The organism is Streptomyces aureoversilis (genome assembly GCF_042657885.1).
GTDB lineage: Bacteria > Actinomycetota > Actinomycetes > Streptomycetales > Streptomycetaceae > Streptomyces > Streptomyces aureoversilis.
In genome coordinates this window covers 367806-382902 of the sequence record NZ_JBHSKJ010000006.1, presented here as the reverse complement: position 1 = coordinate 382902, position 15097 = coordinate 367806, and the positions used below count along the sequence as shown (strand labels likewise).

Genomic DNA, 15097 nt, shown 5'->3' with positions numbered 1-15097 from the left:
GGCGCGTGACGCCCGTGCGCCCCCGTGCTCAGACGGCCATGCCGTAGACGATGGTGAAGAGGGTGCCGAGCGAGCCGATGATGAAGACGCCGGTCAGTCCGGCGACGATCAGACCCTTGCCCTGCTCGGCGCTGAAGGTGTCGCGCAGGGCGGTCGCGCCGATCCGCTGCTTCGCCGCGCCCCAGATCGCGATGGCGAGGCAGAGCAGGATCGCCACGGCCATGATGACCTCGATCATCACGCGAGCCTCGTTGCCCAGGCTACCGAACGGCCCCCAGTTCGGGGCGATTCCGCCAATAATGGTGTTGATGTCGCCCTTGCCGGCCGCCAAAAACATGTGTAACTCACCGCCCCTAATGGGTTGTTGTCATCGCTCTCACCGCTGGGTAAAGGTCAGGACCTATCTTTGCCGAAGATCCCGCCCCAGCATGTCGACTTGGCGGCATTTCTTGGCGGAACTCGTACGCATGCTCCCCGTAGGCCCCTGACCTGCGGCGCAAGGCGATGTCAGTGGGTACTCCTAAGGTGACTCTGTGTATCACGGGTGTCGGCGGCGGGCAATCATCGGTGGAGCAGGGGGGGCGTGGGGATGTTCGGACGACTGTGTGTTCGGTCGGTACGCTGTCCCGAGCGCCGCCCGGGTGCCGACAGCACCTCGGGGCCGTCGGGCCGGCTCGCGCGCTACGGGGGCATCGAGATCAAGGGTGGTACGGGTGCTGGTTGCCGATCGCTACCGGCTGGAGGAGCTGCTCGGCCGCGGTGGCATGGGCGAAGTCTGGCAGGCTCAGGACGAGGTGCTGGGCCGTCAGGTCGCCGTGAAGCTGCTGCTGGGCGACGACGGCGACGAGTCCGCCGCCTCCCGCTTCCGGCTGGAGGCGCAGACCGCCGCGCGCCTGAATCATCCTCAGGTCGTCGCCGTCTACGACTTCGGGTCCTGGGACGGGCGCTTCTATCTGGTGATGGAGCTGGTCAGAGGTCCCAGCCTGGCCCAGGAGCTGTCCTCGCGCGGCCCGCTCGCGCCGCGCCGCGTGGCCCGCATCGCCGCGCAGTCCGCGGCCGGCCTGGCCGCGGCGCACCGCCAGGGCGTCGTCCACCGGGACATCAAGCCCGGCAATCTGATGCTCGACGCCGACGACACCCTGAAGATCGGCGATTTCGGCATCGCCCGCTTCGTGGACGAGACCTCCGCCGCGTTGACGCGGGTCGGCCAGATCGTCGGCACGAGCACCTACCTCGCCCCGGAGCGGGCCCTGGGCAAGGTCGCCGGCCCCGCCTCGGACGTCTACGCCCTGGGCTGTGTGATCTACCAGCTGCTGGCGGGCCAGCCGCCCTTCTGGGCGGACAGCCCCACCGCGCTGCTCTACCTCCATGTGGACACGCCGCCCGTGCCGCCCCGTCAGCACCGGGCGGACCTGCCGCCCGCCTTCGAGGCGTACCTGCTGCGGATGCTCGCCAAGAAGCCGGAGGACCGGCCGTCGGCGCAGGAGGTGGCCGACTGGTTCGCCGGGCCCTCGTGGGAGGAGCCGCCCCGGCCCGTACGGACGCCGATGCCGTCCCCGGTGCCGTCCTCAGCGGCGCCCTCCGTGCCCGCAGCCGGGCCCGGTGCGGTGAGTGCGCCGCCCCCGCCCTCGGTGCGGCCTGCCGTGGCGCGTGGTGCGGCCGTGCCCCCGCCGCACGGCGCCCCGCCCCACGGCTTCCCGGCCCCGTCCCCGGTGCCGGCCCCTGCGCCCGCCGCTCCGGCGCCGGGCCACCGCCGGAGCACCGGTGGCGGCAGGAGGCCCCAGAGCACGGGCCCGGGCACGGGCATACGGGCGTCCCAGGGCATGCGCGGCATACGCAGCCCCAAGGTGCTGCTCAGCGCCGTGGCGGGCGTCGTGGCGTTCCTGGTGGCGGCCTTGATCGGCGCGTCCGTGTTCGGCGGCTCGGGCGGCGGGACGGGCTCGCAGCGGCCCGAGGCGCAGCCGTCGGAGTCGGCGGAGCGGGCGCCGGGCGGGAATCCCGAAGCGCCGAAGGTCGTGCCGGCCGAGGCGGTTCCGCCGTCGGCCAAGCCGTCGCCGTCCGGCTCCCGCAAGCCGAAGAAGGACCGCAAGAAGTCCGCGGACAGCAAGGACAGCAAGGACGGCAAGGACTCCGGCAGCCGCGACAGCCGCAGCCGCGATGCCGACGAGGACGACGACTGACGAGGACGACGACTGAGCGCGGCTGCCTCACTGCCGGCATGGCCTCACCGCCGGCGTCACCCGCCGGCGGCCTGCCTCACTCCCCGGCGGCGTCCTCCACGAAGTGGTCGAACTCCCCGGCCCTGACCCCCAGGACGAAGGCGTCCCACTTGGCCGCGGTGGTGGTCACCACGGTCTCGGGTTCGGTGTTCGTCCGCAGGTGGACGTCGCCGTCGTCACCGAAGGCGATCTCCAGGTACTCGGTCTCGTCGCCCTCGGTCACCGGAATCCAGTTGAGCTCCGCCATGGGCCCTCCTCGGCACTCCCGTGTCACTCCCGTCACGCCCTCACGGTAGCGCGTCCCCCGTGACCGGGCCGGATCTGCACGCTCGTTGACGGATCGATAGAAATTGCGGATACGCGTCGGGTCGTTGGGGGAGGATTGCGGGGTGCGGAAGCTCTGGGTGGGCATGGGTGTGGGCATCGCGATGTGCCTGTGTTTCATCGGGCTGCTCGTGATCGGCGTGTACACCGCTGCCTCGAACCTGCTCGGAGGCGGCGGCGGAGGCGGCTCCGTGGGGCTGGCCAAGGGCGCCGTCCCGGATCAGTACCAGACCCTGGTGCAGAAGTGGGGCAACCTCTGCCCCGCGCTCAACCCCGCGATCCTGGCGGCGCAGATCTATTCGGAGAGCGGCTGGAACCCCAAGGCCGTGAGCCCGGCGGACGCGCGCGGGATAGCCCAGTTCATCCCGGGCACCTGGGACGCCCACGCCATCGACGCCAACCGCGACGGCAAGAAGGACATCTGGGACCCGCAGGACGCCATCCCGTCGGCGGCCGTCTACGACTGCGAGCTCTCGAAGTACGTCAAGGACGTCCCCGGCGACCTCGCGGACAACATGCTCGCGTCGTACAACGCCGGTTCGTACGCGGTGATCCGGCACCGCGGGATCCCGCCCTACCGCGAGACGCAGGGGTACGTCCGTTCCATCCGCACGCTGGAGAAGAGCTTCGCCCGGCCCGTCGGCAGGGTCGCGCCCTCGCAGCAGGCCGCCGGAGCGATCTACTACGCGCAGGAGAAGCTCGGCACGCCGTATCTGTGGGGCGGCGACGGCACCTCCGAGGACAACGGCCGGTTCGACTGCTCGGGCCTGACCAAGGCGGCGTACGAATCGGTGGGCATCACCCTGCCCCGCGTCGCCAACGACCAGTGGAACGCGGGCCCGCACCCCAAGCGGAACGAGTTGCTCCCGGGCGACCTCGTGTTCTTCGCCAACGACTTGAAGGACCCGCGCTCCATTCACCACGTGGGGATCTACGTGGGCGGCGGACAGATGATCAACGCCCCTTACACGGGGGCCGTGATCCGCTTCGACAAGATCGACATGCCGGACTACATCGGGGCGACCCGGGTCACCCAGGATGGCGCGAAAGCATTGCCCGCGGCCAACGCCGCATGAACGCTCCAGGACGAACTGCGACGATGGGTCACCCTTCCATAACGTCCTGGTGATCATTGGGAGAAGAGTGGAACGCCCGGCCGGAGTGGGGCGTTCCATGGGAGTGGGAAAGCAGCGCCACTGGGCGGGGGCTACAGCGACGCACGGACCACGGGGGTCGGCAGCTGGACGTAGCGACAGGCGACAGATAAGGGGCCACGGCACATGGCTGGACTCGCGATGGGGTACCCCATGACGGAGGCCAGGGGCGGGTCGAACCCCGACACCAGCACGCTGTACGACATCAACGGCCTCGCCAAGGACGCCCCAGGCTGGCTCGACCGCACGATGGAGTTCATCGGCGAGTACGGGATCATCCTGGGCCTCGCCGTCCTCATGCTCTTCGCCTGGTGGAGCCTGCGCCGCCGGCAGGACGCGCCGGCCGCCGTCGCGGCGCTGCTGTGGGCGCCGCTCGCCGCCGGCATCGCCCTCCTCGTCAACATCCCGATCCGCGGCTTCGTGAAGCGGCCCCGGCCCTTCCTGGACCACCCGGGCCTGGAGGTGCTGGTCAAGGGCAAGACCGACTACTCCTTCGTCAGCGACCACGCGACGCTGACGATGGCGATCGGCGTGGCCCTCTTCGTCGCCAACCGCAAGTACGGCCTGATCGGAATCGGCCTGGCCGTCCTCGAGGGCTTCTGCCGCGTCTACATGGGCGTGCACTACCCGACGGACGTGATCGGCGGCCTCGCCCTGGGCACGGCCGTCGCGCTCCTCCTGGCGCCGCTGGCGATGATGCTGCTGACCCCGCTCACGCGCACGGTCGCGCGCACGCGTGCCGCCTGGCTCGTCCGCTCGGCCCGACCGCTCGCGCCGCCCCTCGCGGCGGCGGAGGCCCCGGTCGCCGGAACCGCCGACTCCGAGCGGGGCCTTCCCCGGCACCGGGACAACGACCTGGCGGCGTAAGGCCTTGCCGGCGGATCACGGCGTACGCACGCGGTGCGGGGCCCGGCTTCCGCCGGACTGGGGCCCCTTTCGGGCCGGCGGAGGACGTACGGCACCGCCGGGCTTCCCCGTCGTGGCCGGGTGCCGTCGCGGCGGGATTCACCGCGGGCCGGCCGGGCCTTCGCGCGGCGGGCGTTCCCGCGCCGTGGGGGCGCTCACAGCGCCTGAGGGAAGTCGAACAGGCGGTCCGGGTCGTACTGACGCTTGAGCTTGGTCAGGCGGCCCTCCGCGCCGCCGTAGTACGCCTTGCGCCAGTCCTTCAGGCTCGCGTCCGCGTAGTTCTGGTACGCGGCGCCCGAGGCGTGGCGCCGCATCGCGGCGTGCGTGCCGTCCAGCCATGACGTCTGGGTGCTGCCGGAGCCGCCCGCGGCCCAGTGGGACAGGTACTGGGCGAGGAAGCGCGCGCGGCGGTGGACGAAGGCCGTGGCCAGGGGCTGGACGCGGTTGACGGCGCCGCCCAGCGCCGTCAGCTGGACCGAGACGCCGCCGCTGCCACCCCCTCGGCCGAAACGTTCCACCTGGCCGGTGAGGGCCTGTATGCCCGCCGCGTTCAGCGAGCGGTCGTAGAAGTCGGAGCGCGCGCCGTACGTCTCGCGCTGCAGGGTGCCGGCCGCCTCGCGGCCGGGCGTGCGGCCCGGGAGGTGGCACTGCGCCTGGGACTTGTCGGAGCAGCCCGCGTAGGCGCGCACCATGTCGAGGTGGGCGCGGCGGCGCAGCCGGACGCCGTTGGACGTGCCACCCACCTTGCTGACGAGCAGGTCGAGGGCGTTCTCCAGGTCGCCGTGGGTGCCGAGGGAGTACGCGGAGACGGAGATGCGCGGGGTGCCGCCCGCGGCGGCCGACAGGTCGCAGGAGGACCAGATCTCGTCGGGCCGGCTCGGCCCCCACTCCTGCCAGGCGCGGATCACGTCGGCGGCCCGCGACCAGGGCCAGGAGACGTAGCCGGTGACGCCGTCGGCCGCCGTGCGGGTGCGGAAGCGGAGCTCGGTGACCACGCCGAAGTTGCCGTTGCCGGCGCCGCGCAGGGCCCAGAAGAGGTCGGCGTTGCGCTCGGCGTCCACGTCGAGGACCTTGCCGTCGGCGGTGACGAGGGTGGCGCCGGTGAGGCTGTCGCAGGTCAGGCCGTAGGCGCGGGAGGTGACGCCGTGTCCGCCGCCGAGGGCGAGTCCGGAGACGCCGACCGTCGGGCAGGAGCCGGAGGGGAGGGTGACGCCCTGCCCGGCCAGCCCGGTCTGGACGTCGATGAGCTTGGCGCCCGCGCCGATCACGGCGGACCGGGAGTCCGGGGTGCGGACGGACTTCAGCCGGGAGACGTCGACGACGAGCCGGTCGGTGCCGCTGGACCAGCCGGCGTAGCTGTGACCGCCGCTGCGTATGGATATGAGGGTGCTGTAGCGGCGGGCGAAGGCCAGGCACTCGCGGACGTCCTGGACGTTCGCCACGTAGGCGACCCCGGCCGGGCGCAGGTCGTCGAAGCGGGTGTTGTAGAGCTGCCGGGCCGCGGCGTAGTCGGCGTCGCCGGGGCGGACGAGGCCGCCGGAGAGGCCCTTGCCGAGGGCGGCCCAGTCGGCCGCGGCCGGGTTGGGGCGCGGTGCGGCGGGGACGGCCCGGGCCGAGGTGACCATGCGGCCGGGGCGCTCCTGGCCGCTGCTGTCGGTGCAGGAGGCCGCCCAGGTGCCGGCCGCGGCCAGCCCGGCGCCGGCGGCGAGCAGCCGCCGCCTGCCCAGGACCCCGCGCGCCCCGCCCGCCCGTGCGCCCGTGCCCGCCTTCGTGCCTGCGTCCTGTGCGCCCGCACTCGTCCCGTTTTCGTCAACGGCCATGTCCGCCCCCGTCACCCGATGTGCTGCTGTTTTCCCCGCCGTCCAGACAGATGGCACGGGGGTAGCGGTGGTTCCGCCTACCCGGGCAGGAGGGGATCGGACGGGGCGGGATCGGACGGGCGACCGGACGTCGCGGAGGCCGGGCCGCTCAGGCCGCGGCGGCGTCGGCCTCGTGGCCCGCGGCGTCGTCGCGGGCCAGGGAGCGGGCGCGGCGGGCGGGGCCGCGCCAGCCGCACGTACAGCGGGCCGAGCAGAAGGACCCCTGCTCGCTGGTGCTCGTGAGGTGGGCCGCGGACGGCTCCACGGATGCGCGGTCGGACACGTGACCACGCTACCGGGCCGTGACGGCGGCGCCCACGCCGTCGTTGGCAGTAACGGGTTCCACAGCGGGTCGGTGGCAGGGGGCTGGCAAGGCATGGTGGCGCGGAGAGAGAGAAGCGGCGAAGAAGCACGCGGGAGACGGGGACGCAGCAGGGGCGCGGCCGTCGGCCGCGCGGTGGCGGCCGGCCTCGCCCTCGGCCTCCTGATGTCCGGCTGCACGCTCCACGACCCGGCCGCCCGCGAGGCCCCCGAGCTGCACGACAGCCTGAAGAGCCTGAGCGGCCAGGCCCGGCAGGCGGGCGACGGCGCCGACCCCGGGCAGGCGCGCGCCGCGGTGCGCGGCGCCGCGCGGACGCTGGCCCGGGCGGGCCGGGCGCTGGTGCGCACCTCCATGGAGACGGTCAGCGGCGGCACGCGGCTGACCATCCACGGCACGGGCGGGTACGACTTCACGCGGCCCGCCGGGCGGCTGACGGTGCTGGTGCCCGAGGACGCGGCCGGCGCGGCCGAGCACCGTCCGATCACGGAGGTCTTCGCCCCGGGCGAGCTCTTCATGAAGAACCGCGGCGCGGGGGTCCCGGCCGACAAGTGGGTGCGGCTCGCCACGGCCTCGCTCGCCGACGGGAACCTCCTGACCAGCGGCGCCACCGACCCGCTCGCCGCGGCCGAACTGCTGGGCGGCGCCCGCGAGGTGACGTACATGCGGGACGAGCGGGTCGGCGGGGTGCGGGTGCGGCACTACTGGGGCACCATCGACCTGGGCCGGGCGGCGCGCTCCGCCCCGGCGCGCGACCGGGGGCCGCTCGCCACGGCGGCCAAAGGTTTCTCCAGCGGCACGGTGGCCTTCGACGCCTATCTGGACGAGCAGGGCAGGCCGCGCCGGCTGCGCCATCGCTTCAGTGTGGAGGGCACGGGTCCGTCGGCGCCGCCGGCCCCTATGACGGTGGTCTCGACGGTCGAGTTGTACGACTTCGGCGCCGATGTGGCCGTTGACCTACCCGAGGCCGCCGATATCTATGCGGGGAAGGTCGGATCGCCGCGGAATTGACGCGGCAGGGCGTAGTTGGCCATGGAAATGGTCCTTCTGTGCCATGCGCGCCATGTGTACCGATCACTACGCTGGTTAGGCGAGGAAACCTCGAAAGACCCAGACCCGAGCGAAAGACCCGAGGAGGTGAATCACGTGGTTTCGCGACGCGGTTCGTCGGGTGGGCCGGATCCCGTGGCCCTCATCGAGATCGATCTCTACGGTGATTTGATGATCGCCGCTTCCAGTGCGGATGAGGATCGGCTGAGCGCCGATCGTATCGACGAGGTTTTGCGGGTGGTTCCCGCAGGGGGCAAGCGCGAGGACTGACCGCCCCGGGGCGTCCGGCGCCGGCGGCTCGTCCCGCGGCGTCCGGCACGGAGGCGTAGTCCTGCAGTGCGGTCCTGTGGTGCGGTCCTGCGGTGCCTCCGCCGGGCTCCGGCGGGGGCACCGGAACCGCTCAGGTCCGCAGCAGGCGCGCGATCGCCGCGCTGGCCTCCGCGACCTTGGCGTCGATCTCGTCCCCGCCCTTGACCGCGGCCTGGGCGACGCAGTGCCGCAGGTGCTCCTGCAGGAGCTGCAGGGCGAAGGACTGCAGTGCCTTCGTGCCGGCCGACACCTGGGTGAGTATGTCGATGCAGTAGACGTCTTCCTCGACCATGCGCTGGAGGCCGCGGATCTGGCCCTCGATCCGGCGCAGGCGCTTGAGGTGCTGGTCCTTCTGATGGCTGTAGCCGTGCGGGCCGGAATGCTCGCCGCCGGCGGGGTCCTCGGCGTGGCAGGCCGCGGCCGTGCCCGTCGCCGGTGTGTCGTCGCCGCCGGCCGGGGGGGCTTCCGTGGTCGTCATGGCGTCCGTCCTCCTGCCGTCCGGCGGGCCCGCGGCCCGGGGATTCGCCCGTGCTGCTGCGTATACCCCACTCGTATACCCCCAGCGGGTATAGGGTACAGAATTTTGCCCGCTGCGGTGGTACCTGGCTTCATGAGCACTCTGCCCGATGGGCGACACTGAGGGAATGCCAGTTAGCTGTGACTGGGTGATGCGCCTAGCATCAACGAGACCGAATCCGTTGCACCCCGAGGATCCCACGTGCGCTTTCGTCTGACCCCCAGGGAGACGAGCTTCTACGACATGTTCGCCGCCTCCGCGGACAACATCGTCACGGGCTCCAAGCTCCTGATGGAACTGCTCGGAGCGGATACGTCCGCCCGGGCCGAGATCGCCGAGCGGATGCGCGCAGCGGAGCACGCGGGTGACGATGCGACGCACGCGATCTTCCACCAGCTGAACTCTTCGTTCATCACGCCGTTCGACCGCGAGGACATCTACGCCCTCGCCGGCTCGCTCGACGACATCATGGACTTCATGGAGGAGGCCGTCGACCTGGTCGTCCTGTACCAGATCGAGGAGCTCCCCAAGGGCGTCGAGCAGCAGATCGAGGTCCTCGCGCGGGCCGCGGAGCTGACCGCCGAGGCCATGCCGAACCTGCGCACCATGACCAATCTCACGGAGTACTGGATCGAGGTGAACCGTCTGGAGAACCAGGCGGACCAGATCCACCGCAAGCTCCTGGCCCAGCTCTTCAACGGCAAGTACGACGCCATCGAGGTGCTGAAGCTCAAGCAGATCGTGGATGTGCTGGAAGAGGCGGCGGACGCGTTCGAGCACGTTGCCAATACGGTCGAGACCATCGCGGTCAAGGAGTCCTGACCCCCGGTGGACACCTTCGCTCTCGTCGTGACCATCGGGGTCGCGCTCGGCTTCACCTATACCAACGGCTTTCACGACTCCGCGAACGCCATCGCGACCTCGGTCTCCACGCGGGCGCTGACCCCGCGCGCGGCCCTCGCGATGGCGGCCGTGATGAACCTCGCCGGTGCCTTCCTGGGCAGCGGGGTGGCCAAGACGGTCAGCGAGGGCCTGATCGAGTCGCCGGTCGGCGACAAGGGGATGGGCATCCTCTTCGCGGCCCTGATCGGCGCGATCGCCTGGAACCTGATCACCTGGTACTTCGGCCTGCCCTCGTCCTCCTCGCACGCCCTCTTCGGCGGCATGGTGGGCGCGGCGCTCGCGGGCGGCACCGGCGTCATCTGGTCGGGCGTCGTCGAGAAGATCGTCATCCCGATGTTCATCTCGCCCTTCGTCGGCCTGATCCTCGGCTATCTGGTGATGGTCGCGATCATGTGGATGTTCCGCCGGGCCAACCCGCACAAGGCCAAGCGCGGCTTCCGGATCGCCCAGACGGTCTCGGCGGCCGGCATGGCGCTCGGCCACGGTCTGCAGGACGCCCAGAAGACCATGGGCATCGTGATGATGGCGCTGGTCATCGGCGATGTGCAGGCCAAGGGTGACGCCATCCCGGTCTGGGTCAAGCTCTCCTGCGCGATCATGCTCTCGCTCGGCACCTACGCGGGCGGCTGGCGGATCATGCGGACGCTCGGCCGCAAGATCATCGAGCTGGACCCGCCGCAGGGCTTCGCGGCCGAGACCACCGGTGCGTCGGTCATGTTCACGACGGCCTTCATGTTCCACGCGCCGATCTCCACCACGCACGTGATCACTTCGGCGATCATGGGTGTCGGTGCGACCAAGCGGGTGAACGCGGTCCGCTGGGGCGTCGCCAAGAACATCATCCTGGGCTGGTTCATCACGATGCCGGCCGCGGCCGCCGTCGCCGCGCTCAGCTACTGGGTGGTCAACCTGGCCTTCGGCTAGCCGGAGGCGCACGAACGCGGACGGGCCCGCCCCCTGGTACGAACAGGGGGCGGGCCCTTCGCCTTGCGGCGGCACCGCCATGCAGCGCCGTAAGGCGGCTCAGGGGGAGGCGGCCTAGCCGAACCGGCCCGAGATGTAGTCCTCCGTGGCCTGGACCGACGGGTTGGAGAAGATGCGCGCCGTCTCGTCGATCTCGACCAGCTTGCCCGGCTGGCCGACGCCCGCCAGGTTGAAGAACGCCGTGCGGTCCGAGACGCGCGCGGCCTGCTGCATGTTGTGCGTGACGATCACGATCGTGAAGCGCTCCTTCAGCTCCCCGATCAGATCCTCGATCGCGAGCGTCGAGATCGGGTCGAGGGCCGAGCAGGGCTCGTCCATCAGCAGGACCTGCGGCTCCACCGCGATCGCCCGGGCTATGCACAGCCGCTGCTGCTGACCGCCGGAGAGGCCCGCTCCCGGCTTGTTCAGCCGGTCCTTGACCTCCTTCCAGAGGTTCGCGCCCTGGAGGGACTTCTCCACCACGCCGTCCAGCTCGGACTTGCGGATGCGCCCGCCGTTGAGCCGGATGCCCGCGGCCACGTTCTCGTAGATCGACATGGTCGGGAAGGGGTTCGGCCGCTGGAAGACCATGCCGACCGTGCGGCGCACGGAGACCGGGTCGACGCCGGCGCCGTAGAGGTTCTCGTCGTCCAGCATCACCTTGCCCTCGACCCGGCCGCCGGGGGTGACCTCGTGCATGCGGTTCAGGGTGCGCAGGAAGGTGGACTTGCCGCAGCCCGAGGGGCCGATGAAGGCGGTCACGGAGCGGGGCTCGACGGTCATCGAGATGTCGTCGATGGCCTTGTGGGCGCCGTAGTACGCGGAGAGGCCGCTGACGTCGATTCGCTTGGCCATGGGGATCACTTCTGCTTTCTGCTATCGCTGTCAGCGATGGGTCTGCATGGAATGGTCGGACTTCGTTTCGCTTCCGCTCCGGCCGGGTGCCGCCCCCTCGTTCCTCGGGGACGACCCCCAGCCTCCGCTGCAGCTCAACTGCGTCCTCCCTTTGGCGCCTTCCAGCGGGCGATGCCGCGGGCCACCAGGTTGAGGATCATGACGAAGGCGATCAGGACGAGAGCCGCCGCCCAGGCGCGGTCGTAGCTGGCGTCGTTGCCGGCCGCCCACTGCTCGTAGATGTAGTACGGCAGGGAGGACTGGGCGCCTTCGAAGGGGTTGTTGTTGATCACCTGGGAGCCGAAGACCAGGAGGACGATCGGGGCGGACTCGCCGGCGATGCGGGCGATGGCCAGCGTGACGCCGGTGGCGATGCCGCCGATCGCCGTGGGGAGCACGACCTTGAGGATCGTGCGCCACTTGGGCACGCCCAGGGCCAGCGAGGCCTCGCGCAGCTCGTTGGGGACGAGCTTGAGCATCTCCTCGGTCGAGCGGACCACGACCGGCATCATCAGGATCGCCAGGGCCATCGCCCCGGCGAAGCCGGAGTAGCCGAAGTCGAGCATGAGGATCCAGAAGCTCAGGATGAACAGGCCCGCGACGATCGACGGGATGCCCGTCATGACGTCCACGAAGAACGTCACCGCCTTGGCCAGCCGGCCCCGGCCGTACTCGACCAGGTAGATCGCCGTCAGCAGGCCGACGGGGGCCGCGACGGCCGTGGCGATGCCGACCTGCTCCAGGGTGCCGATGATCGCGTGGTAGACGCCGCCGCCGGGCTGGATGGTCAGCACCCCGCCCATGGAGTGGGTGAGGAAGTTCCCGTCGAGGACCTTCGCGCCACGGGCGACGGTCTCCCAGACCAGCGAGACCAGCGGTACGACGGCGAGCAGGAAGCAGACCCAGACGAGGCTGGTGGCGAGGCGGTCCTTCGCCTGCCGGCGGCCCTCGACACGGGCCGCGAGGGCGTACATCACGAGGACGAAGAGGACGCCGGCTATCAGGCCCCACTGGATCCGGCTGCTCAGCGCGGCGCCCAGGCCGATGCCGCAGCCCGCGGCGGCCGCACCGGCGGCGACGGCGGCCGGGGTCCAGCGCGGCAGGCGCGGCTGGTGCAGGGTGACGGGGCGCGGCTGCGGGGCGCTGTCGGCGACCAGCGGCTGGTCGATGGTCACGTCGCTCATTCCGAGTACTCCTTGCGACGCGCGATGATCATCCGGGCCGCGCCGTTGACCAGCAGGGTCAGGACGAAGAGGACGAGGCCGGAGGCGATCAGGGCGTCCTTGCCGATCTCACCGGACTCCTTGAAGCTGCTCGCGATGTTCTGCGCGAACGTGCCGCCGCCCGGGTCCAGCAGGCTCGTGCCGATGATGAAGCTGGGGGAGAGGACGGTCGCGACGGCCATCGTCTCGCCGAGGGCGCGGCCGAGGCCCAGCATCGAGGCGCTGATGACGCCGGAGCGGCCGAAGGGGAGGACGGCCATCCGGATGACTTCCCAGCGGGTCGCGCCGAGCGCGAGCGCGGCCTCCTCGTGCATCTTCGGGGCCTGCAGGAAGACCTCGCGGCTGACGCTGGTGACGATCGGCAGGATCATGATCGCCAGCAGGATGCCGATGGTGAACAGGGAGCGGGCGGCGCCGTCGTGGTAGGCGAAGATGCCGGTCCAGCCGAGGTAGTCGTCCATCCAGCTGTAGAGGCCGCCCAGGTGCGGCACCAGGAAGAGGGCGCCCCACAGGCCGTAGACGATGGACGGCACGGCGGCGAGCAGGTCGATCACGTACGCGAGCGGGGCGGCGAGCCGGCGCGGGGCGTAGTGCGAGATGAAGAGCGCGACACCGATGGCGACGGGCACCGCGATGACCATCGCGATCAGGGAGCTGACGACGGTGCCGAAGGCCAGGACGGCGATGCCGAAGACCGGCGGCGTGGCGTTGGCGTTCCACTCGAAGGTGGTGAAGAAGCTGCCTTCGTTGTGGGAGAGGGCGTTGGTGGCCCGGACGGTGAGGAAGACCGCGATGGCGGCCATGATCACCAGAAGCAGGAGGCCGGAGCCGCGGGAGAGGGCGAGGAAGATCCGGTCGCCCGGGCGGGTGGCGGCCGACGGCCGCTCCTTGCCGGGGGGAGGCGGCGGTCCGGCTGTGGTGGCTGGGGTTATGTCCATGAGGTTCTCCGGTCTGCGGGGCCGCTTCCCGGCGGGGGAGGCGGCCCTGGTGCGGCGGTGCACCGGATGGTGTGACCGGGTTCCGGCGGGGGAACCCGGTCACACGCGGGTCAGGAGAGGCTCGCGACCGTCTCGCGGACCTTCGTGGCGATCTCGGCGGGCAGCGGGGCGTAGCCCATGTCCTTCAGGACCGACTGGCCGTCCTCGCTCGCGATGTAGGTCAGGAAGGACTTGACCGCGGGGAGGGTCTCCGCCTTGTTGCCCTTGTCGCCGACGATCTCGTACGTGACCAGGGTGATCGGGTAGGCGCCCTCGGCCTTGGTGGTGTAGTTGAGCTTGAGGGCGAGGTCCTTGCCGGAGCCCGCGATCTTCGCCTCGGCGATGGCCTTGGAGGCGTTGTCGGAGGTGGCCTCGACCGGGGCGGAGGCGCCGGTGTTGAGCTTCACCGTCTTGATCGAGTTGGCCGTGGCGTAGGACAGCTCGAAGTAGGAGATCGCACCGTCGGTCTGCTTGACCTGCGAGGAGACGCCGGCGGAGCCGTCGGCCGCCTGGCCGCCCTTGGCCTTCCAGGCCTTGCCGGCCTCGTACGGCCAGGACTTGTCGGCGGCGGCCTTGAGGTACTTGGTGAAGTTGTCCGTGGTGCCCGACTCGTCGGAGCGGTGGAACGCCTGGATCTTGAGGTCCGGGAGCTTGGCGTCCGGGTTGAGCTTCTTGATCGCCTCGTCGTTCCACTTCTCGATCTTCGAGTCGAAGATCTTGGCGAGGGTGTCGGCGTCCAGGACCAGGTTGTCCACGCCCGGGATCTTGTAGCCGATTGCGATCGGGCCGCCGAGCAGGGGCAGGTTGATGCCCTGGCCGCCCTTGACGACCTCCTTGGACTTGGTGACCTCCTCCGGCTTGAGCGCCGAGTCGGAGCCCGCGAAGGCGGTCTTGCCCTGCAGGAACTCCTGGATGCCCGCGCCCGAACCGGTGGGCTTGTAGTTGATCTGGATGTCCTTGCAGGCCGCGGTGAAGTTCTTCACCCACAGGTCCATGGCGTTCTTCTGCGCGGACGAGCCCGAGGCCAGGAGCTGGCCCTTGCCCTCGCACTTGATGTTGCCCGCGGCCTTGGTGGAGCCGCCGCCGGTGGAACCACCACCGCTGTTGTCGTCGGAGCCGCACGCCGTGAGGACCAGGGCACCGGAGACGGCGATGGCGCCGAGAGCGACGGCGCGGAGCCGGTTCTTGCGCTGAAGCTTCACTTTCGGGTGTTCCTTCCGGGAGCCGCCGCTGGGACGGCGTGCGAGAGGTGACCGGTGCGGGCGGTTCTGCCCGCACCCTCTATTGGCGAAATTAGGCAGATCAGGTGAAGCGGTCGATGGGGCGGAGTGAACGGAGGGTGAACCTCACCCGTCAGGGTGGTGGCCCTCGGCGGGATCTTGGAGCGGCCCCATTCCGCCGATCTTCGCGAGTGTGACGCAGATCTCTGTCGGATTGCGGGAGGTCATGGCAGCATCCCTTCCTCGCGTGACGGTATGTC

General features: G+C 70.8%; 16 protein-coding genes. 7 read left to right on the top strand and 9 right to left on the bottom strand.

The window, feature by feature from the left end; translation table 11 throughout:
- Window positions 1–28: 28 nt before the first annotated feature.
- Window positions 29–337: a hypothetical protein gene (locus ACFPP6_RS13790; protein ID WP_030367101.1), complete on the bottom strand. Its 309-nt coding sequence runs from the start codon at window positions 335–337 to the stop codon at window positions 29–31.
- Window positions 338–713: 376 nt separating this feature from the next.
- On the opposite strand from ACFPP6_RS13790, the gene ACFPP6_RS13785 reads away from it, so the two are divergent.
- Complete coding sequence (locus tag ACFPP6_RS13785) at window positions 714–2180, top strand: serine/threonine-protein kinase (RefSeq protein ID WP_382040955.1); 1467 nt, start codon at window positions 714–716, stop codon at window positions 2178–2180.
- Between the two features lie 76 nt (window positions 2181–2256).
- Here ACFPP6_RS13785 and ACFPP6_RS13780 read toward each other — a convergent pair whose 3' ends face one another.
- Window positions 2257–2466, bottom strand: a complete 210-nt coding sequence (locus ACFPP6_RS13780; protein ID WP_168092832.1) for a DUF397 domain-containing protein — start codon at window positions 2464–2466, stop codon at window positions 2257–2259.
- 142 nt (window positions 2467–2608) lie between these two features.
- On the opposite strand from ACFPP6_RS13780, the gene ACFPP6_RS13775 reads away from it, so the two are divergent.
- Window positions 2609–3619 (top strand): C40 family peptidase, encoded by a 1011-nt coding sequence (locus ACFPP6_RS13775; protein ID WP_382040952.1) that lies wholly within the window; start codon window positions 2609–2611, stop codon window positions 3617–3619.
- Between the two features lie 204 nt (window positions 3620–3823).
- Window positions 3824–4564: a phosphatase PAP2 family protein gene (locus ACFPP6_RS13770; RefSeq protein ID WP_382040949.1), complete on the top strand. Its 741-nt coding sequence runs from the start codon at window positions 3824–3826 to the stop codon at window positions 4562–4564.
- A gap of 194 nt (window positions 4565–4758) precedes the next feature.
- On the opposite strand, the gene ACFPP6_RS13765 is transcribed toward ACFPP6_RS13770, so the two are convergent.
- Window positions 4759–6423, bottom strand: coding sequence for an FAD-binding oxidoreductase (locus tag ACFPP6_RS13765; protein ID WP_382040946.1), 1665 nt, complete (start codon window positions 6421–6423; stop codon window positions 4759–4761).
- A gap of 148 nt (window positions 6424–6571) precedes the next feature.
- Window positions 6572–6745: a hypothetical protein gene (locus ACFPP6_RS13760; RefSeq protein WP_382040943.1), complete on the bottom strand. Its 174-nt coding sequence runs from the start codon at window positions 6743–6745 to the stop codon at window positions 6572–6574.
- 93 nt (window positions 6746–6838) lie between these two features.
- Here ACFPP6_RS13760 and ACFPP6_RS13755 point away from each other — a divergent pair, with 93 nt between their 5' ends.
- Both ACFPP6_RS13755 and ACFPP6_RS13750 read left to right on the top strand, forming a co-directional pair.
- Window positions 6839–7792 (top strand): SCO4651 family lipoprotein, encoded by a 954-nt coding sequence (locus tag ACFPP6_RS13755; RefSeq protein ID WP_382040941.1) that lies wholly within the window; start codon window positions 6839–6841, stop codon window positions 7790–7792.
- Between the two features lie 174 nt (window positions 7793–7966).
- The gene (locus tag ACFPP6_RS13750) at window positions 7967–8101 is read left to right on the top strand and encodes a hypothetical protein (protein ID WP_336006710.1); all 135 of its coding nucleotides are present in this window, start codon (window positions 7967–7969) and stop codon (window positions 8099–8101) included.
- Window positions 8102–8231: 130 nt separating this feature from the next.
- Here the strand turns inward: ACFPP6_RS13750 and ACFPP6_RS13745 are convergent, their stop codons facing one another.
- The gene (locus ACFPP6_RS13745) at window positions 8232–8618 is read right to left on the bottom strand and encodes a metal-sensitive transcriptional regulator (RefSeq protein ID WP_382040938.1); all 387 of its coding nucleotides are present in this window, start codon (window positions 8616–8618) and stop codon (window positions 8232–8234) included.
- A gap of 240 nt (window positions 8619–8858) precedes the next feature.
- Here ACFPP6_RS13745 and ACFPP6_RS13740 point away from each other — a divergent pair, with 240 nt between their 5' ends.
- Both ACFPP6_RS13740 and ACFPP6_RS13735 read left to right on the top strand, forming a co-directional pair.
- Window positions 8859–9479 (top strand): DUF47 domain-containing protein, encoded by a 621-nt coding sequence (locus tag ACFPP6_RS13740; protein ID WP_106674591.1) that lies wholly within the window; start codon window positions 8859–8861, stop codon window positions 9477–9479.
- A 6-nt stretch (window positions 9480–9485) separates the two neighbouring features.
- Window positions 9486–10484 (top strand): inorganic phosphate transporter, encoded by a 999-nt coding sequence (locus ACFPP6_RS13735; protein WP_179082062.1) that lies wholly within the window; start codon window positions 9486–9488, stop codon window positions 10482–10484.
- 114 nt (window positions 10485–10598) lie between these two features.
- Here the strand turns inward: ACFPP6_RS13735 and pstB are convergent, their stop codons facing one another.
- The 4 genes from pstB to pstS all read right to left on the bottom strand — a co-directional run bounded on the left by pstB (window position 10599) and on the right by pstS (window position 14819).
- On the bottom strand, window positions 10599–11378 hold the full coding sequence (gene pstB, locus ACFPP6_RS13730) for a phosphate ABC transporter ATP-binding protein PstB (protein ID WP_382040935.1): 780 nt from the start codon (window positions 11376–11378) through the stop codon (window positions 10599–10601).
- A gap of 134 nt (window positions 11379–11512) precedes the next feature.
- On the bottom strand, window positions 11513–12601 hold the full coding sequence (gene pstA / locus ACFPP6_RS13725) for a phosphate ABC transporter permease PstA (RefSeq protein WP_382040933.1): 1089 nt from the start codon (window positions 12599–12601) through the stop codon (window positions 11513–11515).
- Window positions 12598–13578: a phosphate ABC transporter permease subunit PstC gene (pstC, locus tag ACFPP6_RS13720; protein WP_382040930.1), complete on the bottom strand. Its 981-nt coding sequence runs from the start codon at window positions 13576–13578 to the stop codon at window positions 12598–12600. Before pstC ends, pstA begins: the two co-directional genes overlap by 4 nt.
- 110 nt (window positions 13579–13688) lie before the next feature.
- On the bottom strand, window positions 13689–14819 hold the full coding sequence (pstS, locus tag ACFPP6_RS13715) for a phosphate ABC transporter substrate-binding protein PstS (protein ID WP_382040927.1): 1131 nt from the start codon (window positions 14817–14819) through the stop codon (window positions 13689–13691).
- Between the last annotated feature and the right edge of the window lie 278 nt (window positions 14820–15097).

What these genes read in the sequence shown, in the direction of transcription:
- ACFPP6_RS13790 (WP_030367101.1), bottom strand. Translation starts at nt 337, where the DNA reads ATGTTTTTGGCGGCCGGCAAGGGCGACATCAACACCATTATTGGCGGA.
- ACFPP6_RS13780 (WP_168092832.1), bottom strand. Translation starts at nt 2,466, where the DNA reads ATGGCGGAGCTCAACTGGATTCCGGTGACCGAGGGCGACGAGACCGAG.
- ACFPP6_RS13770 (WP_382040949.1), top strand. Translation starts at nt 3,824, where the DNA reads ATGGCTGGACTCGCGATGGGGTACCCCATGACGGAGGCCAGGGGCGGG.
- ACFPP6_RS13765 (WP_382040946.1), bottom strand. Translation starts at nt 6,423, where the DNA reads ATGGCCGTTGACGAAAACGGGACGAGTGCGGGCGCACAGGACGCAGGC.
- ACFPP6_RS13755 (WP_382040941.1), top strand. Translation starts at nt 6,839, where the DNA reads ATGGTGGCGCGGAGAGAGAGAAGCGGCGAAGAAGCACGCGGGAGACGG.
- ACFPP6_RS13745 (WP_382040938.1), bottom strand. Translation starts at nt 8,618, where the DNA reads ATGACGACCACGGAAGCCCCCCCGGCCGGCGGCGACGACACACCGGCG.
- pstB (WP_382040935.1), bottom strand. Translation starts at nt 11,378, where the DNA reads ATGGCCAAGCGAATCGACGTCAGCGGCCTCTCCGCGTACTACGGCGCC.
- pstA (WP_382040933.1), bottom strand. Translation starts at nt 12,601, where the DNA reads ATGAGCGACGTGACCATCGACCAGCCGCTGGTCGCCGACAGCGCCCCG.
- pstC (WP_382040930.1), bottom strand. Translation starts at nt 13,578, where the DNA reads ATGGACATAACCCCAGCCACCACAGCCGGACCGCCGCCTCCCCCCGGC.